At 63.3% G+C, this 22,231-nt stretch carries 20 protein-coding genes; 10 read left to right on the top strand and 10 right to left on the bottom strand.

Annotated elements, in window-relative coordinates; genetic code table 11:
• Positions 1 to 7: 7 nt before the first annotated feature.
• From KUF59_RS26215 to KUF59_RS26230, 4 genes are all read right to left on the bottom strand, one after another.
• A complete protein-coding gene (locus KUF59_RS26215; RefSeq protein ID WP_212458992.1) occupies positions 8 to 928 on the bottom strand; it encodes a carbohydrate ABC transporter permease in 921 nt (306 codons plus the stop codon).
• A 75-nt stretch (positions 929 to 1,003) separates the two neighbouring features.
• Positions 1,004 to 1,960, bottom strand: coding sequence for a carbohydrate ABC transporter permease (locus tag KUF59_RS26220; RefSeq protein ID WP_212458993.1), 957 nt, complete (start codon positions 1,958 to 1,960; stop codon positions 1,004 to 1,006).
• Positions 1,961 to 2,016: 56 nt separating this feature from the next.
• A complete protein-coding gene (locus tag KUF59_RS26225; RefSeq protein ID WP_212458994.1) occupies positions 2,017 to 3,336 on the bottom strand; it encodes an ABC transporter substrate-binding protein in 1,320 nt (439 codons plus the stop codon).
• A gap of 32 nt (positions 3,337 to 3,368) precedes the next feature.
• Positions 3,369 to 4,436 carry an ABC transporter ATP-binding protein gene (locus KUF59_RS26230; protein WP_212458995.1) on the bottom strand — a complete coding sequence of 356 codons (1,068 nt, stop codon included), beginning with the start codon at positions 4,434 to 4,436 and terminating at the stop codon, positions 3,369 to 3,371.
• Positions 4,437 to 4,639: 203 nt separating this feature from the next.
• On the opposite strand from KUF59_RS26230, the gene gntR reads away from it, so the two are divergent.
• The 7 genes from gntR to KUF59_RS26265 all read left to right on the top strand — a co-directional run bounded on the left by gntR (position 4,640) and on the right by KUF59_RS26265 (position 11,066).
• Entirely contained in the window at positions 4,640 to 5,707 is a 1,068-nt protein-coding gene (gntR, locus tag KUF59_RS26235) for an HTH-type transcriptional regulator GntR (protein WP_212458996.1), read from the top strand.
• A 195-nt stretch (positions 5,708 to 5,902) separates the two neighbouring features.
• Positions 5,903 to 7,729 carry an IlvD/Edd family dehydratase gene (locus tag KUF59_RS26240; protein ID WP_212458997.1) on the top strand — a complete coding sequence of 609 codons (1,827 nt, stop codon included), beginning with the start codon at positions 5,903 to 5,905 and terminating at the stop codon, positions 7,727 to 7,729.
• Between the two features lie 221 nt (positions 7,730 to 7,950).
• Positions 7,951 to 8,682: an SDR family oxidoreductase gene (locus tag KUF59_RS26245; protein ID WP_212458998.1), complete on the top strand. Its 732-nt coding sequence runs from the start codon at positions 7,951 to 7,953 to the stop codon at positions 8,680 to 8,682.
• A gap of 19 nt (positions 8,683 to 8,701) precedes the next feature.
• Positions 8,702 to 9,448 (top strand): SDR family NAD(P)-dependent oxidoreductase, encoded by a 747-nt coding sequence (locus tag KUF59_RS26250; RefSeq protein WP_212458999.1) that lies wholly within the window; start codon positions 8,702 to 8,704, stop codon positions 9,446 to 9,448.
• A 7-nt stretch (positions 9,449 to 9,455) separates the two neighbouring features.
• On the top strand, positions 9,456 to 9,848 hold the full coding sequence (locus KUF59_RS26255; protein ID WP_212459000.1) for a GFA family protein: 393 nt from the start codon (positions 9,456 to 9,458) through the stop codon (positions 9,846 to 9,848).
• 42 nt (positions 9,849 to 9,890) lie between these two features.
• Complete coding sequence (locus tag KUF59_RS26260) at positions 9,891 to 10,571, top strand: site-2 protease family protein (protein WP_212459001.1); 681 nt, start codon at positions 9,891 to 9,893, stop codon at positions 10,569 to 10,571.
• Between the two features lie 66 nt (positions 10,572 to 10,637).
• Positions 10,638 to 11,066 (top strand): hypothetical protein, encoded by a 429-nt coding sequence (locus tag KUF59_RS26265; RefSeq protein WP_212459293.1) that lies wholly within the window; start codon positions 10,638 to 10,640, stop codon positions 11,064 to 11,066.
• 24 nt (positions 11,067 to 11,090) lie between these two features.
• Here the strand turns inward: KUF59_RS26265 and tolA are convergent, their stop codons facing one another.
• The 6 genes from tolA to KUF59_RS26295 all read right to left on the bottom strand — a co-directional run bounded on the left by tolA (position 11,091) and on the right by KUF59_RS26295 (position 16,901).
• A complete protein-coding gene (gene tolA / locus KUF59_RS26270) occupies positions 11,091 to 11,894 on the bottom strand; it encodes a cell envelope integrity protein TolA (protein ID WP_212459002.1) in 804 nt (267 codons plus the stop codon).
• A gap of 13 nt (positions 11,895 to 11,907) precedes the next feature.
• Positions 11,908 to 12,381 carry a TonB system transport protein ExbD gene (gene exbD, locus KUF59_RS26275; RefSeq protein WP_212459003.1) on the bottom strand — a complete coding sequence of 158 codons (474 nt, stop codon included), beginning with the start codon at positions 12,379 to 12,381 and terminating at the stop codon, positions 11,908 to 11,910.
• Between the two features lie 3 nt (positions 12,382 to 12,384).
• Positions 12,385 to 13,314, bottom strand: a complete 930-nt coding sequence (gene exbB, locus KUF59_RS26280) for a tonB-system energizer ExbB (RefSeq protein WP_212459004.1) — start codon at positions 13,312 to 13,314, stop codon at positions 12,385 to 12,387.
• Complete coding sequence (locus KUF59_RS26285; protein ID WP_212459005.1) at positions 13,311 to 14,000, bottom strand: Fe2+-dependent dioxygenase; 690 nt, start codon at positions 13,998 to 14,000, stop codon at positions 13,311 to 13,313. Before KUF59_RS26285 ends, exbB begins: the two co-directional genes overlap by 4 nt.
• Positions 14,001 to 14,002: 2 nt before the next feature.
• Positions 14,003 to 16,426 (bottom strand): TonB-dependent receptor, encoded by a 2,424-nt coding sequence (locus KUF59_RS26290; RefSeq protein ID WP_212459006.1) that lies wholly within the window; start codon positions 16,424 to 16,426, stop codon positions 14,003 to 14,005.
• Positions 16,427 to 16,661: 235 nt separating this feature from the next.
• Entirely contained in the window at positions 16,662 to 16,901 is a 240-nt protein-coding gene (locus KUF59_RS26295; protein ID WP_140977170.1) for a hypothetical protein, read from the bottom strand.
• A gap of 347 nt (positions 16,902 to 17,248) precedes the next feature.
• On the opposite strand from KUF59_RS26295, the gene KUF59_RS26300 reads away from it, so the two are divergent.
• The 3 genes from KUF59_RS26300 to KUF59_RS26310 are packed head-to-tail and all read left to right on the top strand — an operon-like array spanning position 17,249 to position 22,173.
• The gene (locus tag KUF59_RS26300) at positions 17,249 to 18,421 is read left to right on the top strand and encodes an efflux RND transporter periplasmic adaptor subunit (protein WP_212459007.1); all 1,173 of its coding nucleotides are present in this window, start codon (positions 17,249 to 17,251) and stop codon (positions 18,419 to 18,421) included.
• A complete protein-coding gene (locus KUF59_RS26305) occupies positions 18,418 to 21,564 on the top strand; it encodes a multidrug efflux RND transporter permease subunit (protein ID WP_212459008.1) in 3,147 nt (1,048 codons plus the stop codon). The genes KUF59_RS26300 and KUF59_RS26305 overlap by 4 nt, the downstream gene beginning before the upstream one ends.
• A 51-nt stretch (positions 21,565 to 21,615) precedes the next feature.
• Positions 21,616 to 22,173 (top strand): invasion associated locus B family protein, encoded by a 558-nt coding sequence (locus KUF59_RS26310; RefSeq protein WP_408918033.1) that lies wholly within the window; start codon positions 21,616 to 21,618, stop codon positions 22,171 to 22,173.
• Positions 22,174 to 22,231: the final 58 nt, after the last annotated feature.

Genomic DNA, 22,231 nt, shown 5'->3' on the forward strand with positions numbered 1-22,231 from the left:
CCCGCCATCATTCCTTCACCGCGCCGGTCATCGCCGACACATAGTGCTCCACGAAGAAGGCGTAAAGGATAACCAGCGGCAGCGAGCCCGCCAGCGCACCGGCCATCAGCGAGCCCCAGCGGTAGATGTCGCCGTCGACGAACTCGTTGACGATCGCGACCGGGACCGTCTTGTTGCTGACCGATTGCAGAAACGTCAGCGCGTAGATGAACTCGTTCCAGCACAGCGTGAAGCAGAAGATGAAGGCCGAGATCAGGCCGGGGATCGCCAGCGGCAGCACGATCTTGACCAGGATCTGCCAGCGGCTGGCGCCGTCGATCAGCGCGCATTCCTCGAGCTCGAACGGGATGGTCTTGAAGTAGCCCATCAGCAGCCAGGTCGAGAATGGGATCAGGATGGTCGGATAGGTCAGGATCAGCGCCATCGGCGAGTCGAACAGGCCGTACTGGAACACGACCGTGGCGAGCGGAATGAACAGGATCGAAGGCGGCACCAGATAGGCGAGGAAGATCAACCCGCCGACGAGGTTCGCGCCCTTGTAGCGCAAGCGCACGATGGCATAGGCCGCCAGCACCGAGGCGATGATCGAAAGCACGGTCGCGCAAACCGCCACATACATCGTGTTCCAGAGCCAATGCGGATAATAGCTTTCGAACAGGAGCTTGTAGAAGTGCTTGAACGTGGGATTCCAGGTCCAGAATGGATTGTACTTGTCGAGGTCGAGCAACTGCTCGTCCGGCTTAACCGAGGTCAGCGCCATCCAGTAGAACGGAAACAGCAGGACGACGACGATGATGGTCAGCGGCAGGTACAGCGTCACAATTCGGCGCGGCACCGACTGAAGATAGCTCATGCCTTCGCTGTGATCGACAGCGGGCGTCGACAGGATCGATTTGAGGTCAGTTTTCGCGGCAGGAAGATCAGTCATTGCTTTCCTCCCGTTGCCAGTTGCGAGCGCGGGGCTTGCCCCGTCCGCGCAAAGTAAGCCGAGACAATCTGGGGATCAGTCATTGCTCTCCCCCTGTTGCCACTTGCGGCGCTGTAGGCCAAACCAGGACACCATGATCGCGGCGAGCAGGAACGGGATCATGGCGCTGGAGATCGCAGCGCCCTCGCCTAGCTGACCTGCGATGATCGCGCGCTGATAGGACAAGGTCGCCATCAGATGCGTCGCGTTGACCGGACCGCCGCGAGTCATCGCCCAGATGAGCTGGAAGTCGGTGAAGGTGAATAGGACCGAGAACGTCATGACGACGGCGATGATCGGCGTCAACAAGGGATAGGTGATGTACCGGAAGTTCTGCCAGCGCGTCGCGCCGTCCAGCGTTGCGGCTTCATAGAGCGAGGGCGACACGGTCTGGAGGCCGGCGAGCAGCGTGATCGCCACGAACGGCACGCCGCGCCAGATGTTGGCGAAGATCACGCAGATCCGCGCCCACGTGGTGTCGCCGAGGAAGTTGATGTTCTGGCTGATCAGGCCGAGATGCTTCAGCGACCAGGAGATAATCGAGAACTGGGAGTCGAAGATCCACCAGAAGGCCAGCGCGGAGAGCACCGTCGGCACGATGAAAGGGATCAAGACCATCGCGCGCAACATCGCCTTGAACGGCATGTTCTCGTTGAGGAGCAGCGCGAGATAGAGCCCGATCGCGAATTTGATGGCGCTCGCGAGGAACGTGTAGAGTAGCGTGTTGAAGACCGACAGCCAGAAGATGGCGTCGTCCCATAGCCATTCGTAGTTCTCGGTCGCGACGAAATGCCCGACCCGGCCGATGCGGGTGTCGGTGAAGGACAGCCAGATGCCCAGGCCCAGCGGATAGGCCAGGAAGAAGATCAGGAATCCCATAGCCGGCAGCATGAACCAGAGGCCAAGCCAGTTGCGGTTGTGCTTGAGCTGGTCCCAGGCGCTCGCCTCGCGAAACTGAGGCTTGGCCCGGGGAGCAACTGCGATATCAGCCATGCCCGACATCCCTAAGTGTTGATGAGCGGGCGGCCGAAACCGCCCGCCTCGTGATGTTAGCGGTAGATGCGCTTCAACTGCCGTTCGGCCTCAGCCATTGCGCCCTTTGCGTCCTTCGAACCGGTGCAATAGTTGGCGAACATGTCAACGACGATGAAGTCGGCGATCGCGGTGGCTGCCTTCTCGCCGGGCGTGCCGATGCCGGACGCCGGCAGCGTGCGCTTGGAGGCTTGTGCGAACACGGCGTTCTTGGGATCCGCACTCCAGACCGGCGCATTTTCGTAGGCGTTCAGCGTCTGCGTCAGATAGCCTTGCGCGCCGTCCAGCCACTTGTCGAAGTTTTCCTTCTCCAGCATGAACGCGACGAAAGCCTTCGCTGCGTTCGGATACTTGGTGAAGTTGAACGCCAGGATCGGTACGGCGAGCTGAAGTTCGGTCGGCTTGCCGACCGGCCCGACCGGATGCAGCGCGTGGTAGGTGTCCGCGGTGAGTTCTTTCTTGGTGGGGTCCGTTTTGGCGGCGACATAAATCGAAATGCCGTTGAGGGTGCAATAGAGCTCACCGGCCAGGTACGCCTTGTTGTTGGAGGAATCGTTCCAGGACGGGGTTCCCGGGATGAAGGTTTCGGAGAGCGCCTTGCAGTACTCCAGCGCCTTCGCCGTTTCGGGCGAATTGATGATGACTTTGTCGTTCTGGTCGACGGTATAGGCCCCGTGCCCCCAGAGCAGCCAGTGCAGCCATCCGTTGGCATCGCCGCTGGCATGGCCGAGCGCAAATCCGGCCGGTGTGTTATTCGCCTTCAGCGCCTTGCACATTTCGAGGAAGCTGGGGAAGTCCTTCGGAAATTCCTTGAAGCCAGCCTTGTCGGTCGCCGACTTTCGGTAGGTCATGTAGCCGCCGTTCGTCGCGACCGGGATGCCCAGCCAGTCGTTGCCGAGCTTGCAGGTCTTGGCGGCCGCATCCGTCCACCCGCCGTACTTCTTGCCGAGATAGTCGGCAACGTCGTTCATCTTCAGGACCTTGGTCGGGAAGAGCTGCGGCAGCGTGTGCAGACCCCAGGCAAGATCGAGACCCGAGCCGGTGTTGGCGGCGACCGACGCCTTCGGCTGCACGTCCTCGAAGGACTCGCTGAACACATTCATTTCGACGCCAGTCGCAGTCTTGAATGCCGCCACGATGGCGTTGAACGCCTCGTCTTCCGCCGGCACGAAGCGCTTCCAGCGCATCACCGTGAGCTTGGCGCCGGCTTCCGGTTTCCAGGGCGATTCCTGCGCCCAGGCTTTTGCGAATTCGAACAGTGCCGGCCCAGTCAGTGCGCCGGTGGCAGCCAGCGCCGTTCCGCCTTGAAGCAAAGCCCGGCGGGTAAAGTCGTGCATGTCATCCTCCCTGTGATGCTTTTTAGTCTGCTTTATGCATTGAGCCGTTTGCCCGTCGCATCGTCGAAGAGATGGACGAGCGACGGATCTGGCTTCAACCGGATCTTTTCGCCCGGATTGAACTGGTGGCGTTCGCGGAAGACGGCGACGACCTGCTCGCCGCCGAGCTTGGCAAACACCTGCGTTTCCGAACCGGTCGGCTCGACCACGATGATTTCGGCCTCGGCGCCGTCATCGGCGATGGTGAAGTGCTCGGGCCGGACGCCGTAGACCGCGGGCCGGCCGTCGGACGCCGCCGGCGCGCTCTTCAGCGGCAGCTTCACGCCGTTCGGCCCCTCGAAGGTGGCGACGCCGTTCGAACGCACATTGCCTTTCAGGAAATTCATCGCCGGCGAACCGATGAAGCCCGCGACGAACTGGTTGTCCGGCTTGTCGTAGAGCTCGAGCGGCGAGCCCATCTGCTCGACGATGCCGTCATGCATGACGACGATCTTGTCGGCCATGGTCATGGCCTCGATCTGGTCGTGGGTGACGTAGACGGTGGTCGTCTTGAGCCGCTGATGCAGCTCCTTGATTTCGGTGCGCATGGCAACGCGCAGTTTGGCGTCGAGGTTCGACAGCGGCTCGTCGAACAAGAACACCTGCGGATCGCGCACGATCGCGCGGCCCATGGCGACGCGCTGGCGCTGACCGCCCGAAAGCTGACGCGGATAACGCTCGAGCAAGGGCGCCAGCGCGAGGATTTCGGCGGCGCGCTTCACGCGCTTGCCGATCTCGTCCTGGCTTGCGCCGCGCAGCTTGAGCGAGAAGCCCATGTTGTCGGCGACGGTCATGTGCGGATAGAGCGCGTAGTTCTGGAACACCATCGCAATGTCCCGCTCCTTGGGCTGGACATTGTTGACCACGCGGTCGCCGATCGAGATGGTGCCGGAGGTGATGTTCTCGAGACCGGCGAGCATGCGCAGCAGGGTCGACTTGCCGCAGCCGGATGGACCGACCAGCACGACAAATTCGCCATCCTCGATCGGAACGGTCACGCCGTGCAGGACTTCAAAGTTGCCGAACGATTTCCGCACGTCGCGGATTTGCACAGACGACATCTAGCTCCCTCCTCATGGGTCGCGACGCCAGTCGAGCGCCGCTACCGTCTTGTTTTTCTGAAACTTCGCCGAGCGAAGCCCGAACTATCGGGCGGCATTGTCGGCAGTTTGTGCGGTTTTTGCAATTTGTCTTTGGTTAGTCTGGTCTGGTAGCGCTGTCAATGTTCCTTTGTTTGCACAGACGCCTGTGGTAAGAGCAACACATGGGACGAAAGCGCACCAAGTCTGGCAAGATCCGGCTGGCGGAAGTCGCTGAGCTCGCTGGCGTAAGCCCCATCACTGCGTCCCGCTTTTTCAGAAATCCGGAGGCGCTGTCGGTCGCCAAGCGCGCGCGGGTCGAGAGTGCCGCCAAGGAACTGGGCTACGTGCCGAATCTCGCGGCGCGTGCGCTTGCATCGCAGCGCACGGAAGTGATCGGCGTTCTCATCCCCTCCTTGACCAACAATGTGTTCTCCGACGTGCTGCGTGGCATCTACGATGCGTCCGAAGGCAGCCGCTACTCGATCCAGCTCTCCAATACCCGCTACAGCATCCTCCAGGAGGAAAAGCTCCTGCGCCTATTTCTTGCGCAGAAGCCGGCCGGGCTGATCGTCACCGGAATCGACCAGACCGCGGAATCGCGCCTGATGCTGGAGGCCGCCGATTGTCCGATCGTGCAGATCATGGAGATCGGCCCCAATCCCGTCGACATGATGATCGGCTTTTCCCACTATGACGCAGCGCGTGCAGCCGTTGCGCATCTCTACGCGCAAGGCTGCCGTAAAATCGGATTCGTCGGCGCGCGGATGGACCCGCGGGTACAGCGGCGGCTGGACGGCTATGTGTCCGCCGTGAAGGACGCGGGGCTGTTCGACCAGCGGCTGATCGTAACGACGGGGACGCCCACCTCGGTCACGCTCGGCGGGACATTGTTCACCGACCTGCTGGCGCGCCAGCCCGACATCGACGCGGTGTTCTGCGCCAATGACGACCTTGCGCTCGGCGTGCTGTTCGAGTGCCGCAGGCGGGAGATCGCGGTGCCCGAGCAGATCGCGATCGTGGGCTTCAACGATCTCGAATTCATGGCCTCCTCCGTCCCGACTCTAACCAGCGTGCGTACCAATCGCTACGAGATGGGCAAGACCGCTGCCACAATGCTGATCGAGGCCATCGACGGACGGCGTCCCGAGCAGGCGGTTCTCGATCTCGGATTCAAGGTGATCGAGCGCCAGAGCTCGGTGTTGCGGCGTGCGGACAGCCAGCCGGCGGTTTCCGGAATGGTTGCCGGATGAACAAAATGATAGCGTTACCAAGCGGCCATGACTAATATCGAACTTATGAGGAAACGGTCCGCCGACAGGCCCGTCGCAGACACGCGCTGGCGCTGTTGGGCATCGCATAAGCCGATCGCCTGAGAGCCGAGAGCCGTTAGAGCGCAGAGCCCTTGGAGCCCAACTGTCCGCGCGTTTGCATTGCAGGAGACACCAATGACAAAAAACAAAACCAACGGGCAGCACCCCGCCGCCCCCGGCAAGCGTCGGCTTCGCTCCCAGGAATGGTTCGACAATCCACATAATCCGGGCATGACCGCGCTCTATATGGAGCGCTACCTCAATTTCGGGCTCACCCGCGAGGAATTGCAGTCCGGCAAGCCGATCATCGGCATCGCGCAGACCGGCAACGACCTCTCCCCCTGCAACCGCCACCATATCGAGCTGGCCCACCGGGTCCGCGAGGGCATCCGGATGGCCGGCGGCATCGCGATGGAATTCCCGACCCACCCGATCCAGGAGACCGGCAAGCGGCCTACCGCGGCGCTCGACCGCAACCTCGCCTATCTCGGCCTGGTCGAGATCCTGTTCGGCTATCCCCTCGACGGCGTGGTGCTGACGACCGGCTGCGACAAGACGACGCCCGCCCTCATGATGGCGGCCGCGACCGTCAACCTGCCGGCGATCGTGCTGTCGGGTGGCCCGATGCTCAACGGCTGGCATGGCGGCGAGCGCACCGGCTCGGGCACCATCGTCTGGAAATCCCGCGAGCGGCTCGCCGCGGGCGAGATCGACTACGAAGAGTTCATGGAGATCGTGGCCTCATCGGCGCCGTCGGTCGGCCATTGCAACACCATGGGCACCGCCTCGACCATGAACTCGCTTGCGGAGGCGCTCGGCTTCTCCCTGCCCGGCTGCGCGGCTATCCCGGCGCCGTATCGCGAGCGCGGCCAGATCGCCTATGAGACGGGCAAGCGCATCGTCGAGATGGTCTGGGAGGATCTGAAACCTTCGGACATCCTGACCCGCAAGGCGTTCGAGAACTGCATCGTGGTGAACTCGGCCATCGGCGGCTCGACCAACGCGCCGATCCACATCAACGCGCTGGCGCGCCATATCGGCGTCGAGTTGACGATCGACGACTGGCAGAAGTACGGCCATGACGTGCCGCTGCTCGTCAACCTCCAACCGGCCGGCTTCTATCTCGGCGAGGAATTCCATCGCTCCGGCGGCGTGCCGACCGTGGTGCGCGAGCTGATGAAGCACAAGCGCATCCACGAGGACGCGCTCACCGTCAACGGCCGCGGCATCGGCGAGAACTGCGCCAACGCGTCCCAGCCCGATCAGGACGTGATCTGGGCCTACGACAAGCCGATGGTGAAGGATGCCGGCTTCCTGGTGCTGCGCGGCAATCTATTCGATTCCGCGATCATGAAGACCTCTGTGATCTCCAAGGAGTTTCGCGACCGCTATTTGAGCAATCCCAAGGACCTCAACGCGTTCGAGGGACGCGCCATCGTATTCGAGGGACCGGAGGATTATCACGAGCGGATCGACGATCCCTCGCTCGACATCGACGAGCGCTGCGTGCTGTTCATCCGCGGCACCGGTCCGATCGGCTATCCCGGCGGCGCCGAGGTCGTGAACATGCAGCCGCCGGCGGCGCTGATCAAACGCGGCATCCTGTCCCTGCCCTGCATCGGCGACGGCCGGCAGTCCGGCACCTCCGGCTCGCCCTCGATCCTCAACGCCTCGCCGGAGGCCGCCGCCGATGGCGGGCTTGCGATACTCAGGACCGGCGACAAGGTACGCGTCGACCTCAACAAGGGCAGCGCCAACATCCTGATTTCGGACGACGAGGTGAAGAAGCGCCATGCCGAGCTCAAGGCCAATGGCGGCTTCAAGCATCCGCCGAACCAGACGCCGTGGCAGGAACTCTACCGCAACACCGTCGGCCAGCAGTCGACCGGCGCCTGCATGGAGCTCGCCACGCGCTACCAGAACGTCGCCGGCACGTTTGGCGTCGCGCGGGATAACCACTGACACTGTCATTCCGGGGCGCGACGCAGTCGCGAGCCCGGAATCCATAACCACGCCCGCGCTTGCGGCTTGCCGCATTCGCGGCAAAACAATAGAGCGGAGCGTCTGCTCATATCATTTGCGCGAATGGCCCAAGGGCCAAGCGCGCCGGGAGTATGGATTCCGGGCCTGCGCCTTACGGCGCATCCCGAAATGACGACAGCAATTCAAAGGAGAACAAGAAAATGGCAGATCGCCTCAAGGGAAAGCGCGCCGTCGTTACCGCGGCTGCGGCGGGCATCGGGCGCGCGTGCGCAATCGCATTCGCGCGTGAAGGCGCGACGGTGATCGCCACCGATATCAATGAAGGCGGAATCGCCGCGCTCGCCAAGGAAGGTATCGCCGAGACGGCAAAGCTCGACGTTCGCAGCACCGCCGATGTCAACGCCTTCGCCAAGCGCATCGGCAAGATCGACATCCTGCTCAACGCGGCCGGCTTCGTGCACCACGGCACCATCCTGGAGTGCTCGGAAGAGGATTTTGATTTTTCGTTCGACCTCAACGTCAAATCCATGCACCGGACCATCAAGGCGTTTCTGCCGGCGATGATCGCGGGCGGCGGTGGCAGCATCGTCAACATCTCGTCCTGCGCGGCGCTGCGGCCGCCGGCCAACCGCTATGTCTACAGCTCCTCAAAGGCAGCCGTTTCGCTGCTCTCGCGCGCGGTCGCGCTCGACTTCATTACCAAGGGCATCCGCTGCAACAGCATCTGCCCCGGCACCGTGGAGACGCCCTCGATGCTCGACCGCGCCGCCGCCCAGGGACCGCAGGGCAAGGAGATGTTCATCTCCCGCCAGAAGATGGGCCGGCTGGGCACCGCGGACGAAATCGCCAACATGGCCATTTACCTGGCGAGCGACGAAAGCGCGTTCACCACAGGCGTCGACCTCGTCGTTGACGGCGGCTACATGCTCTGACGCGAAGGGATCGAAGGCCATGAACAAGATCGATCTCAACGGTCGCGCGGCGGTCGTCACCGGCGGAGCCCAAGGTTTTGGCCGCGCCATCGCCGAACGTTTCGTCGCCTCGGGTGCCAAGGTCGCGATCTGGGATTTTGATACCGCGCTTGCCGAGAAGACGGCGAAGGAAATCGGCGGTGACATCCGCGCGGTCAAGGTCGACGTCAGCGACACTGCGGCGGTCGAGCAGGCGCGCGATGCGACGCTGGCCGCCTTCGGCAAGATCGACATCCTCGTCAACAATGCCGGCATCGCCGGCATCAACAAGACCGTTTGGGAGACCGATCTCGAGGAATGGCGCAAGGTGCTGCGCATCAATCTCGACGGCCCGTTCATCTGCTGCAAGGCGATCGTACCCGTCATGCTGAAGCAGAAATACGGGCGCATCGTGAACATCGCCTCCATCGCCGGCAAGGAAGGCAATCCGAATGCGGCGCATTACTCGGCGTCAAAGGCCGGCTTGATCGCGCTGACGAAATCGCTCGGCAAGGAGCTCGCCCAGCACGACATCCTGGTCAACGCGGTGACGCCGGCCGCGGCGAAGACCGCGATCTTCGAGCAGCTCACGCAGCAGCACATCGACTTCATGCTGTCGAAGATTCCGAAGGGCCGCTTCGTGCTGGTCGAGGAACTCGCCGCGATGGTCGCATGGCTGTCGTCCGAGGATTGCGGCTTTTCAACCGGCGCCGTGTTCGACATTTCCGGCGGCCGCGCCACCTATTGAGGGCGTCATGATCAGTGAAGGCGGATGTCTGTGCGGTGCCGTCAGGTACAAGGCGCAAGGTGAGCCGCTCAACGTCCGCGTCTGCCATTGCCGCAACTGCCAGAAGGCGATGGGCTCGCCGTTCTTCGCCCGCGCGCTGTTCCCGCAGACGGCGCTGACCGTCGAGGGCGAGACCGGCCGCTATCCGACGTCGGAGCGCATCGACCGCGTGTTCTGCAAGCAATGCGGCACGCGGCTGTTCTCCTGGCGGCGCGATGGCTCCGCCGCCGGTGTTGCGCTGGCAACCTTCGACGACCGCAACGCCTTTGCACCCTCCGAGCACATCTGGGTGCAGGAAAAGCTCGAGTGGCTGAAGTTCGACGACGGCCTGCCGCAGCACCCGACGACCATTCCCTCGTGACCGGGCCGTGCTAAGGTGCCGGCGTCCGGGAATCCTTATCGCGTGAATATCACCCTTTACGATCTGTCCGTCTGGGTCTTGCCGCTGGTGATTGCCATCACCTTCCACGAGGCCGCGCACGGCTTTGTGGCGCATCAACTCGGCGACAACACAGCCTGGCAGCTCGGCCGTGTCAGCTTCAATCCCCTGCGGCATATCGACCCCTTCGGCACCGTGCTGCTGCCGGCGATGCTGCTGTTCGCGCATTCGCCGTTCCTGTTCGGCTACGCCAAGCCGGTGCCGGTCAATTTCCGCAACCTCAACAATCCCAAGCTCGACATGGTCTGGGTGGCGCTCGCCGGTCCCGCCACCAACATCCTGCTGGCGCTCGCGGTCGCTCTCGCCTTCCACGCCCTGCCCTTCGCGCCGGCGACTTCGGCAAAATGGATCGCCGACAATCTCAAGAACGCGCTCGTGATCAACGCGGTGCTGGCGGTCTTCAACATGATGCCGATACCGCCGCTCGACGGCGGACGGGTTGCGGTCGGCCTCTTGCCCCGATCGCTTGCCCTGCCGCTGGCGCGGCTCGAGCCGTTCGGAATGCTGATCCTGATCGGGCTCCTGATCCTGCTGCCGCTGGCGGGTTCCCAGTTCGGTCTAAATCTTGATGTTATTTCTGCAATACTACGAACGTTGACCGGATATGTGATTCAGATGGTTCTCCTCATGACCGGCAATGCGTAGTTGAAGAGACTGGATTTCGACGCCAAACCCGAAGGGCCCGAGGCCAACTTGGTCAAAGCTGCCGACATGCTGATCGCGCGACGGGCCGACACCCGCGCCCGCGCCGATTTTGCCACCTGGAAGATGATGGCGAAGCTCAACGGCTTTTCGGCATTACCTCCAGAAGCCCAGAATTTCCTCTCCGGCTACAAGACGCTGCTGGAACAGATGGGCGAGGACGACGCGACCGAGGCGACGATCACCGAGGTCTACAAGGCCTACTATGCCGAGATGGGCGGCGGCGGAACCCCGCCCGACGTCCGCCCGCGGACCAGCGAGCCGGTGACGGACAATGTTACCGCCTTCCGGCGGCCGGCGCCCAAGCCGAAGGCCAAGACGTCGAACCGGTTCGCGGGCACCTCGATCGGGAGTTCCGGGAAGCGGCCGCTTCCGGTGGCGCTGATTTTTGCCTGCCTGGTCGTGGTCTACGTCGCGATCCGCATGCTCTGGAAATAGCCCGCGGGAGCGAGCACCCGCCGCTCAACCGTTCTTTTTCTTCTGCTCGTCCCTGAAGATCACCGGCAGGCGGAAGCTGAAGGTCTCCTCGGTCAGGGCGGCCGGCGGCTGGGGCACCGGGTCGGAGCGCCGGACCATCGAGATCGCCTCGCGGTCGTAGGCCTGATCGCCGGAGGATTCCGCGATCTCGACCGAAACGATATTGCCGCGGCGGTTGAGGACCACGCTCACGGTCACCGTCGCCTTGCCTTTCTTCTCCTTGGGATAGCGCAGGTGCTGCTGGAAGTAGGCGCTGATCTTGCGGCCCCATTCGGCGGTGAGCTGCAACGCGTCCTTGCCGATCCCGATCACCGGCGCCTTGGCCTTGTCGGACTCGCGCGCATCCTCGTCGAGCGATTGCCGCGCCGTCTCGAGCTGCGCATGGGACTCGTCCGAGGCCGGGGTCTCGATCGCCGCGACCTTCGGCTCCTCCTCCTGCGGCTTCTTGGAGTCGTTCTGGGTGACGATCCGGTCCGGATCCTCCGCCTCGTTCGGCCGATCCTTCGGAAGCTCGGTTTCCTTCACCTCCGCCTTCTGCTCGGTCAGTTGCGGCGATTCCTGCGCGGCCTCGGTGTCGGGTCCGGGCGGCAGGTCGTAATCGACCACCTTGGGTGACGCCATCTCGACGGCGAACTCGGCGCCGCTCGCTCCGAGACCTTCGTTGCCATCATTGGACGGCAAATGGGCGATCGCGAGCGCCGCACCCCCGAGATGCAGCCCAAGTGCGACCACGGCGGCGGCGATCCATAGCCGCTTGGGTGCCTTTGACTCGTGGTCGAGGTCGGTCATGACAGCACGTTCTCTAGGGCTTTGCGGCTTCCGCCGCCGGGGCCGTCGGAGCCCCTCCCGGAACTCCTTCGAGAGTGACCAGCTTGACCTTAGAATAGCCCCCCGAACGCAGAATCTCCATGACGCCCATCAACTCGCCATAGGGCACAGACTTGTCGGCGCGCAGGAAGACGTATTTGTCCTTGGTCATGTCAGCCAGACCGTCGAGCGCGGTGACCAGCTCGGCGCGCCGGACCGTATCCTCGCCGATCGCCAGCGTCAGATCGGACTTGATGCTGACATAGGTCGGCTTGTCCGGCTTCTTCTGCGGCGTCGCGCTGGAGGTCGGCAGGTCCACGGGCAGATCGACGGTCGAGAGCGGTGCGGCGACCATGAAGATGATCAGCAGCACCAGCATGACGTCGATGAAGGGCGTGACGTTGATCTCGTGCGTCTCTGCGAAGTCCGCATCGTCGTCGAGATCGTTGTCGGCGATCGAAGCGCCCATCGCCTACTCCGCCGCCGCGCGCGAATGCACGCTACCATGACTGCGGTCGAGATCCCTCGACAACAGGCGCGCCGACACGCCCGAGGCACGATTGACGAGCTCGAGATAGCCCTTCGTCAGGCGCGAGAAGTGATTGTAGATGATGACGGCCGGGATCGCCGCGACGAGACCGATTGCGGTGGCGAGCAAGGCTTCGGCGATGCCAGGCGCAACGACCGCGAGGTTCGTCGTCTGCGACTTCGAGATGCCGATGAAGCTGTTCATGATGCCCCAGACGGTGCCGAACAGGCCGACGAAGGGCGACGTCGCGCCGATGGTCGCAAGCACGCCCATGCCGATGCGGATGCGTCGCGACTCCGCGCGCACGATCTCGGCAAAGCTCGAGGCCGCGCGTTCCTTGATGCCGGCATCGCTGGAGATGCCCGCCGACATCCGCGCCTCGCGCATGGCGGCCGCGAGCAAGGACGGCAGAATGCCCTCCTTGGTGCCGAGCGCAAACTGCGCCTCCGCGAGCGACCTCGACTCCGCGATCTTCTTCAGCGCCGAACGCAGCTTGCGCTGCATGATCGACAGCTCGATCGACTTCGCAATGAAGACGGTCCAGGTCACGAGCGAAGCGAAGGCGAGCCCGATCATAACGGCCTTCACGACGACGTCCGCCGACATGAACATCGACCAGGGCGACAGCTCCTTCATAAGGGGCGCCGTACTCGATTTCACCGATGTCGCTTCAGCCGCCGGAACCGCTGACGCGGCGACGGTCGGAGCCGGAGACGCCGCAGGCGCCGGCGCCGGATTGGCCACCGGCTGCGAGGTCACCGGCGGCGAGGCCGGAGCCGTCGTCTGCTGCTGCGCCGCAACCGGCTGCGCCAGCCACGCGGCTGCCAGCGTGATGGCTGCGACAAGGCTCGCTCGGAGGAAAATCGACTTCATACTTCGGCCCAGGTGCGAATGAGGTTGTGATAGATACCCGTCAATTTGACCGTTTCGGGGTCGTCGCGTCCAAGACGCCCCGCCAGCGCCTGAATGGCGGTGTCGAGGTCGAAGATCAGGCTGCGGGCTTGGTCATCCCGTATCATGCTCTGCAACCAGAAGAAAGACGCGACCCTTGCGCCCCGCGTCACCGGCGTGACGAGGTGCAGGCTGGTCGAGGGATAAAGCACGCAGTCGCCGGCCGGCAACTTCACTTCGTGCGAACCGTAGGTGTCCTCGATCACAAGTTCGCCACCGTCGTACTCCTCCGGCTCCGCCAGGAACAGCGTGACCGAGAGGTCCGTGCGGATGCGAAGGCCGGTCAGCCGGTCACCGCGGATCGCATTGTCGACATGGAGGCCGAAATGGTGCCCGCCGCTCGCCACGTAGCGGTTGAACAGCGGCGGGAAGATCTGCAGCGGGATCGCCGCCGACAGGAACTGCGGGTTCGACGTCAGCGCCGAGATGATGCGATTGCCGAGTTTTCGCGCGACCTCGCCATCGGGCGGCAACTGCTCGTTCCGTTTGACCATGGCCGACTGCGCGCCGGCCGTGGAACGGCCGTCCTCCCACTCGCTCGCATCCATGATGCGGCGGAACTCCGCCACATCTTGTTTGCTCAGGACGCCGGGCACGCAGGTCAGCATGATCAGAACTTCGCGGTGGTGACGACGTAGAACGCCCGCCCCGGCGCGACCGCGACGAACGGCGTCGCGCTGCGATAGAGCGTGTCGTAGTACAGCTTGTTGGTGAGGTTCTGCGCGTAGAACTTGATCGCCCAGTGCTGGTCGATCTTCTTCTCGAGGAACGCATCGAAGCGCCAGTAGCTCGGAATCAGCGTACCGGTGTTGGCGCCGAACGTGCCGCCGAACACCTTGGAGCGGAACACCGCCTGGCCGCCAAGTTCCCAGTCGCCATCGAACTTGTACTTGGAGAGCAAGCTGAACGACTGATGGGCGACGTTGGCCAGCGGCAGGCCGATATTGGACGGGACGAGGCTCTTCGTCACCTGCGACTGCATCAGCACGATGCCGCCGAACATGCTCCAGCGATCGGTGAGATTGCCGCTGGCCTCGATGTCGATGCCCCGGATTCGGTAGGCCGCCCCCGACGTCAGCGTGTTCACACCGTTGATGGGCACCGTCTCACGGGCATTGTCCTTGTCGGTCTGGAACAGCGCACCGCTCACCAGCAGGTGGCGATCGAACAACTCCCACTTGGTGCCGACTTCGGCGGCCTTGTTGCGCTCGGGCCCGAGGATTGTGCCGCCTAGAACGACTGCACCATAGTCGGTGCTCGTACCGTCGAGTTCGGAGCCGAACGGATTTGTCGAGGTTGCGTAGGCAGCATAAAGGCTTCCGATCGGTACCGGCTTGAAGACAATGCCGCCGTTGTAATTGATGAAGTCCGAATTGACCCTGCTCGATAGCGTATTGTTCCACCCGGTCATGTCATATCCGTCATAGCGCAGGCCGCCATTGACGATGATCTTGTCCTCCCAGTTCGCGGTATCAAGGACATACAGCGCTTTGCTGTCGACATTGTACCGGGTGGGATTGCCGGTCAGCGACGGCACGGTGGTGAACGGAATGAACGTATAGCTCGGCGCATAGATCGACTGGCCCGACAACGCACCGTTGCTCGAGAACGCGCCCGATCCGTTGAATTCCGACGCCAGCCCGGTGTAGCGGTCGATCCCGACGCGTTCGTTGGAGACTTCCAGACCGACCACGGCGGTGTGCTTGACCGATCCGGTATTGAACTTGAACGTGGCGTCTTCCTGGTTCGCCCAGACGTCGACGTACTGGTTGCGGCTCTGCGCGCTCGCGGTGAACGTCCATTTCGTCGGATCGGGATTCGTCGTGATGGGCGACTGCGGCAGCGTGCCGATATAGGCCAGCAGCGAGTGCTCGCCGCGGGTCCGGCTGGTCAGGGTGATGTTGTCGGTGGGCTTGTACTCGAGCGTGAGCGTGCCGAAATCCTGGCGCGCGGTCTGCCAGTCGCGGTTAATGAAGCCGTACCAGTTCTGGCGCGGGATGCCGGCCTCGGTGACGGGCACGTTGCCCTGCTTGTAGTAGGGCACGCCGAAATCAGGCAGGCCGCTGAGGTCGGTGTGGACGTAGTTGGTGGTGAGCTTGAAGTCGGTGGTCGGCGAGTACTTCGTGGAGATGAAGGTGCCCCAGCGATTGTCGGTGACGTAGTTGCGCCCCGCCACGTTGGCATCCTGGAACATGCCGCCGGTGCGCACCGAGAAGGTCGGATTGATCACCTGGTTGGTGTCGATCGTGACGCGCTTGGTCCTATCGGTACCGAACGTGGTCTCGGCATTGGTGAAATTGTAGTCGGCCGCCTGCTTGGTCACGATGTTGATGGCGCCGCCGGCAGTGCCGCGGCCCGCATAGGATGAGGCCGGGCCGCGCAGAATCTCGATCTGCTCGGTGAAGAAGTTTTCGCGAATGCTGACCGCCGGATCGCGAATGCCGTCGATGAACACGTCGTTGCGCGCGTCGAAGCCGCGGATGAAGAAGCGGTCGCCGAACGCGTTGCCGCCCTCACCCGAGCCCAGCGTCACGCCGGCGGTGGAGCGCCCGACTTCCTTCAGCGAGGTGATGTTCTTGTCCGCCAGCACTTCCTTGCTGAGCACGGTGATGGTCTTCGGCGTGTTGAGCAGCGGCTCGGGAAACTTTCCCGAAGCCTGCACGCGATCGACCTTGTAGGGCGCAACCGGATCGGCATACGGATTGCGATCGGCCGGCAAGCCGCCGGCGTTGGGGAACGGCACCGGCGCCTGCGTCGTCTGCTGACGCTGGGCGGCGCGCCGGAGCGCGTTGCGCGCGCGAATCTGCTCCGCAGACGGCTTTGAGGCAGCGGGACGCGGACGTTCGACCGGTGCGTCGACTGCAACAGGCGGCAGATTCGATTGCTGCGCCTCCGCAGCGCCCGAGAACGATGCTACTGCGATCAGGCCGGCGACTGCCGATACGGCCTTTGCGGACCCCACATCAAACTTTTCATCCGCCAATTCGAACGTCGCGATCGAACGCAGCGACTTCGGTGCAACTGCCTGCCCCATTTCAACACGCCCCAATTTTCAAGTCGCTCGTGCGTCCCACTGGCAACGAGCGTTGCGCGTTGGTTATCGGCCGCAAAAAGTCGGGTCAACGCAAAGGGGCTGCGATTACTCTTGAATCGATCCAGATCAAAACGATTCTAAAATGGAGTTTGAAACTGTTCTAAACTGTCGTTTGTAAGCGTTCTAAACTTCCTGCAAAACAGCGCTCTGCTACGCGCGGCCTATTCGCGGCCGGTCAATCGCTGCTCGGCGGCTTCATCAGCGAAAACAACTCGTCAACGGTCTGCCGCGCCACCGATCGCACGCGATCGCTGTTGTCGAGGCCCGCGATGTTGACGCCGTTGACGACGGCCCTGATCTCGTCGCGGAAGTCGGTGAGAAAAGCGAGAGGATCGCGCTGCTCGTTGGCGACGCGCGCGATCAGTCCCGTGATCAGAATCTGACACGCGATCATCTTGCCGTTCAGTTCGTCCATCATGCGCTCCCCAATTTGCGGGCGCTGATATGGACGACGCCTAATCCCCTGACAACCGAAACGCCGGTCCTGCAATTTAGAACCGTTCGCGACAGGGCGATCCGCGCGACCTCTGCCATGCTCGGTCAGCGGGCATCCCAAAGCTTATGCACGCTGATCGATCCGCGCGCCGCGGTGCCCTTCCGGAGGGGCTTCCGGAATGGCCGCAAAGCTTTCCAATTGTTTAGGATTCTCAACTGATAGTGCTGTTTACACTGGAACTTGGCGTGTATTATACAAGCTCGCGCTGAACGCTTTCAAAGCCATAATATTATCCCTTTGGGCAGGCGAGCCAATACGAAGCCGACATGAAGAAGTCACGGCCGATCCTCTGGATTTTGATCATCGCAGCCGTGGCCCTGGCGGGCTATTTTGGCTGGCAGCGGTTCCTCTCCCCTGAAGCGGCAAAGACCCAGACCGCGCAAAAGGGTCCGCCCCGGGCACCCGCGGTGCCGGTCAGCGTGGCGCCGGTCCAGAAGACTGATTTCCCGGTCTATCTGACCGGACTCGGCACCGTCCAAGGCTTCAACACCGTCCAGGTCCGGACCCGGGTCGACGGCCAGATCGACAAGATCGCCTTTACCGAAGGCCAGATCGTCAAGCAGGGCGAGCTTCTGGTATCGATCGATCCCCGGCCCTATCAGGCCGCGCTCGACCAGGCCAAGGCCAAGAAGGCGCAGGACGAGGCGAATCTCGCCAACGCCAATCTCGAGCTCCAGCGCGCCATGAAGCTCGGCGAATTCGCGACCGCGCAGCGGGTCGATACCCAGCGCTCGACCGTCGCCCAGCTCACCGCCCAGATCGCGGCCGACGAAGCCGCCATCACAAACGCCCAGACCCAGCTCGACTACACCCAGATCACGGCGCCGATCGCCGGCGTCGCCGGTCTGCGCCAGGTCGATATCGGCAACATCGTCAATGCTTCCAGCCAGACGGCGATGGTGACCATCGCGCAGATCGAGCCCATTGCGGTGATCTTCACGGCGCCCGAGGACCAGTTGCCCTATATCAGCGAGGCCCAGAAGATCGCTCCGCTCAAGGTCATCGCCTTGACCACCGACGGCAAGAAGACGCTCGCCGAGGGCCAGCTCGCCGTCGTCAACAATCAGGTCGACACGACAAGCGGGACTATTCGGCTCAAGGCGGTGTTCGACAACAAGGACCGCAATTTGTGGCCGGGCCAGTCGGTATCGACGCGGCTCTTGATGCGAACGATCAAGGATGCGGTCGTGGTCCCGGATGACGCGGTCCAGCATTCGACCAACGGTCTCTATGCCTATACCGTCAATCAGGAGAACAAGGCCGAGCTTCGCAAGGTCAAGGTCAGTTACTCCATCGACGGCCGCTCGGTGATCGAGGAAGGGCTTAGTCCGGGACAACAGGTGATCACGGGCGGTCAGTTCCGGGTGCAGCCCGGCAGCCTCGTCTCGACGGCGGTCGCAAGCTCCGAACCGGGGCAGAGCAAGGTCCGACAGGAATGAACGGCGGCGGAATTTCGGCACCTTTCATTCGCTATCCCATCGGCACCTCGCTGCTGATGGCCGGCATCCTCTTTGTCGGTCTGGTTGCCTACCCGCTGCTGCCCGTCGCGCCCCTGCCCCAGGTCGACTTCCCGACCATCCAGATCACCGCGAACCTGCCCGGCGGCAGTCCCGAGACCATGGCCTCCTCGGTGGCGCAACCGCTCGAGCGCCAGTTCGCCCAGATTCCCGGCATCGCCCAGATGACCTCGACGAGCTATCTGGGCACCGCGTCGATCACCATTCAGTTCGACCTCAACCGCAACATCGACGGCGCAGCCAACGACGTTCAGGGCGCGATCAACGCGGCCAGCGGCCAGTTGCCGAAGAACCTGCCGTCGCCGCCGACCTATCGCAAGGTCAACCCGGCGGACTCGCCGATCCTGTTGCTGTCGGCCACCTCGGAAACGCTGCCGCTGACCAGCGTCAGCGACGCCGTGGACGCCCAGCTCGCGCAGCAGATCAGCCAGATCTCAGGCGTGGCGCAGGTCTTCATCGGCGGCCAGCAGAAGCCGGCCATCCGCGTTCAGGTCGATCCGGCCAAGCTCGTCGCCAAGGGCCTGTCGCTGGAGGACGTGCGCAGCCAGATCGCCATCACCACCGTCGACAGCCCCAAGGGTAATATCGATGGCGAGCGGCGGGCCTACACGATCTACGCCAACGACCAGCTCACCCAGTCCAAGGACTGGAACGACGTCATCATCGCCTACCGCAACGGCGGCCCCTTGCGCATCCGCGACATCGGTCAGGCGGTCACCGGCCCCGAGGACGCCAAGCAGGCGGCCTGGGCCAATGGCAAGCGCGGCGTCTTCCTGGTGATCTTCAAGCAGCCCGGCGCCAACGTCATCGAGACCGTCGACCGGATCAAAGCCACCCTGCCCCGGCTGGTGGCCGCTATCCCGCCCGCGATCAAGATCGAGCTGATCAGCGACCGCACCCAGACCATCCGCGCCGCGGTCGAGGACGTCCAGTTCACGCTGCTGCTGACCATCTTGCTCGTGGTCATGGTGATCTTCATCTTCCTGCGCAGCTTCTGGGCGACCGTGATTCCGACGGTGACCGTACCGCTCGCGCTGCTCGGCGCCTGCGCCCTGATGTGGCTCGTCGGCTATACGCTGGACAATCTGTCGCTGATGGCACTCACGATCGCGGTTGGTTTCGTGGTCGACGATGCCATCGTCATGCTCGAAAACATCACGCGCTATGTCGAACAGGGCGAATCGCCGATGGCCGCCGCCTACAAGGGCGCCAAGGAAATCGGTTTCACGATCGTCTCCATCAGCGTGTCGCTGGTGGCTGTGCTGATTCCGCTGCTCCTGATGGGCGGCATCATCGGGCGCCTGTTCCGCGAATTCGCTGTCGTGCTGGCGATGACCATCTTCGTCTCGATGATCGTCTCCCTCACCCTGACCCCGATGATGGCCTCGCGCTTCCTGCGCGCCCATGGCGAGGTCAGGCATGGCCGCTTCTATGCATGGAGCGAACGCGGCTTCGACGCGATGCTGCGCGGCTATGAATATGTCCTCGACATCGCGCTGAGCTGGCGGCGCACCACGCTGCTCATCTTCTTTGCGACGCTCGCCCTGTCGGTCTACCTCTTCGTCCTGATCCCCAAGGGCTTCTTCCCCCAGCAGGACAACGGCCTGATCACCGCGACCGCCGAGGCTTCGCAAGACATCTCTTTTGCGGCGATGCAGAAGCGGCAGGAGGAGCTCGGCAAGATCGTGATGGCCGATCCTGATGTCGCCACCGTCGCGATGGCGATCGGCGGCAGCGGCCGTGCCGGCAACAACGGCAATCTGTTCATCACCCTGAAGCCGCGCAATGAGCGCGAGGCCTCCGCGCAGCAGATCATTGCACGGCTGCGTCCCAAGCTCGAGAAGGTCGAAGGCGCCCGCCTCTTCATGCAGGCCGCGCAGGACGTCCGCCTCGGCGGCCGTCCGACCCGCACCCAGTTCGAATTCACGCTCCAGGATTCGGATCTCGCCGAGCTCAACGAGTGGGCACCGAAGATACTGGCCAAGATGCAGACGCTGCCGCAATTGCGCGACGTCGCCACCGACCAGCAGACCCAGGGCACGACGCTGCAGCTCAGGATCAACCGCGACACCGCCGCGCGCTACGGCATCCAGCCGCAGGTGATCGACGACACGCTCTACGACGCCTTCGGCCAGCGTCAGGTCACGCAGTATTTCACCCAGCTCAACACCTACAAGATCATCCTGGAGATCCTGCCCGAGCTGCAGGGCAATCTCGACACGCTGAACAAGCTCTACGTGAAGTCGCCGCTGACCGGCGAACAGGTCCCACTGTCGACGTTCGCGACCTGGACGACCGATCCGGTGCGCCCGCTCTCGATCAGCCACCAGGGTCAATTCCCGGCGATCACCATCAGCTTCAACCTCGCGCAGGGCGTCGCCCTCGGCCAAGCCACCGAGGCTGTGCAGAAGGCGATGGCCGATCTCGGCGCGCCGGCCACGCTCAATTCGAGCTTCCAGGGCACCGCGCAGGCGTTCCAGCAGTCGCTCGGCACCGTACCGCTGTTGATCCTGGCCGCGCTGGTCGTGGTCTATCTGATCCTCGGCATCCTCTATGAGAGCTACATCCACCCGATCACGATTCTCTCGACGCTGCCCTCGGCCGGTGTCGGCGCGCTCGCGATCCTGATGGCGGCGGGCTTCGACTTCAGCCTGATCGCATTGATCGGCATCATCCTGTTGATCGGCATCGTGAAGAAGAACGGCATCATGATGGTCGACTTCGCCATCGCCGCCGAACGCGACGAGCACAAATCGCCGGAAGAATCGATCCGTCAGGCGGCGATCCTGCGCTTCCGCCCGATCATGATGACGACGATGGCCGCGCTGCTCGGCGGCGTGCCGCTGATGCTCGGTCACGGCACCGGCGCGGAAATCCGCCAGCCGCTCGGCTACGCCATGGTCGGCGGCCTAATCGTCAGCCAGGCGCTGACGCTGTTCACGACGCCGGTGGTTTATCTCTATCTCGACAAGCTCAACAACTGGTTCTCGGGCTGGGGCCGTTCGGGTGACGGCGAAAGCCACGAGACGCCCGAGCACCGCACAGTCAAGGAAGCCGCCGAGTAAGGTGGCGACGATCCCGCAGTCATTCCCGCAATCAACATTCAGTCCATGCACATGCGATCCAAATCTGCAGCTCTCATAGCGGCCGTCCTGCTCGTGAGCGGAGCCGCGCACGCCCAGCAGGGTGCGAAGCAGAAGGCGGCGCCCGCGCCGGCCGCGACGGCCGCCCCGGCCCCGCAGCAACAGGGCGAGGCGCCCGCACCGCAGCCGGGCTGGGCCGCGCGCTGCTCCAGCGTCAGCCGCGACGCGCCGCTCGAATGCGCGATCGAGCAGAATGCGGTGCTGACCAAGACCGGGCAGCTCATCGTGCTCATCAACATCCGCGTCCCCGCCGACACCCGCGTGCCCGTCGCGCTGGTCCAGTTGCCGCTCGGGCTCAACCTGCCGGCTGGCGCAAAACTCCAGGTCGACGAGGGCAAGGCGATCGATCTCCAGGTCCAGACCTGCGAGAACCGCGGCTGCTACGCCTCGACGCCGATCTCGGCGGACCTGCTCGCGAGCCTGAAGTCGGGCAAGCAGTTGAAAGTCTCCTTCCAGAACATGTCCAAGGAGACGATCGCCATTCCGATGCCGCTGACCGATTTCGCGGCGGCCTACGACAAGATCAAGTAGCGCGCTTTGCGCGGACCCGTTGGCTCGCAATGACGGCGTGGAAGATCGACCCGCGCCG

The sequence above is a fragment of the Bradyrhizobium arachidis genome, assembly GCF_024758505.1.
GTDB lineage: Bacteria > Pseudomonadota > Alphaproteobacteria > Rhizobiales > Xanthobacteraceae > Bradyrhizobium > Bradyrhizobium manausense_C.

Coding starts and splice junctions, on each gene's coding strand:
- KUF59_RS26215 (WP_212458992.1), bottom strand. CDS start 928: ATGACTGATCTTCCTGCCGCGAAAACTGACCTCAAATCGATCCTGTCG.
- KUF59_RS26220 (WP_212458993.1), bottom strand. CDS start 1,960: ATGGCTGATATCGCAGTTGCTCCCCGGGCCAAGCCTCAGTTTCGCGAG.
- KUF59_RS26225 (WP_212458994.1), bottom strand. CDS start 3,336: ATGCACGACTTTACCCGCCGGGCTTTGCTTCAAGGCGGAACGGCGCTG.
- KUF59_RS26230 (WP_212458995.1), bottom strand. CDS start 4,436: ATGTCGTCTGTGCAAATCCGCGACGTGCGGAAATCGTTCGGCAACTTT.
- gntR (WP_212458996.1), top strand. CDS start 4,640: ATGGGACGAAAGCGCACCAAGTCTGGCAAGATCCGGCTGGCGGAAGTC.
- KUF59_RS26240 (WP_212458997.1), top strand. CDS start 5,903: ATGACAAAAAACAAAACCAACGGGCAGCACCCCGCCGCCCCCGGCAAG.
- KUF59_RS26245 (WP_212458998.1), top strand. CDS start 7,951: ATGGCAGATCGCCTCAAGGGAAAGCGCGCCGTCGTTACCGCGGCTGCG.
- KUF59_RS26250 (WP_212458999.1), top strand. CDS start 8,702: ATGAACAAGATCGATCTCAACGGTCGCGCGGCGGTCGTCACCGGCGGA.
- KUF59_RS26255 (WP_212459000.1), top strand. CDS start 9,456: ATGATCAGTGAAGGCGGATGTCTGTGCGGTGCCGTCAGGTACAAGGCG.
- KUF59_RS26265 (WP_212459293.1), top strand. CDS start 10,638: ATGCTGATCGCGCGACGGGCCGACACCCGCGCCCGCGCCGATTTTGCC.
- tolA (WP_212459002.1), bottom strand. CDS start 11,894: ATGACCGACCTCGACCACGAGTCAAAGGCACCCAAGCGGCTATGGATC.
- exbD (WP_212459003.1), bottom strand. CDS start 12,381: ATGGGCGCTTCGATCGCCGACAACGATCTCGACGACGATGCGGACTTC.
- exbB (WP_212459004.1), bottom strand. CDS start 13,314: ATGAAGTCGATTTTCCTCCGAGCGAGCCTTGTCGCAGCCATCACGCTG.
- KUF59_RS26285 (WP_212459005.1), bottom strand. CDS start 14,000: ATGCTGACCTGCGTGCCCGGCGTCCTGAGCAAACAAGATGTGGCGGAG.
- KUF59_RS26290 (WP_212459006.1), bottom strand. CDS start 16,426: ATGGGGCAGGCAGTTGCACCGAAGTCGCTGCGTTCGATCGCGACGTTC.
- KUF59_RS26295 (WP_140977170.1), bottom strand. CDS start 16,901: ATGGACGAACTGAACGGCAAGATGATCGCGTGTCAGATTCTGATCACG.
- KUF59_RS26300 (WP_212459007.1), top strand. CDS start 17,249: ATGAAGAAGTCACGGCCGATCCTCTGGATTTTGATCATCGCAGCCGTG.
- KUF59_RS26305 (WP_212459008.1), top strand. CDS start 18,418: ATGAACGGCGGCGGAATTTCGGCACCTTTCATTCGCTATCCCATCGGC.
- KUF59_RS26310 (WP_408918033.1), top strand. CDS start 21,616: ATGCGATCCAAATCTGCAGCTCTCATAGCGGCCGTCCTGCTCGTGAGC.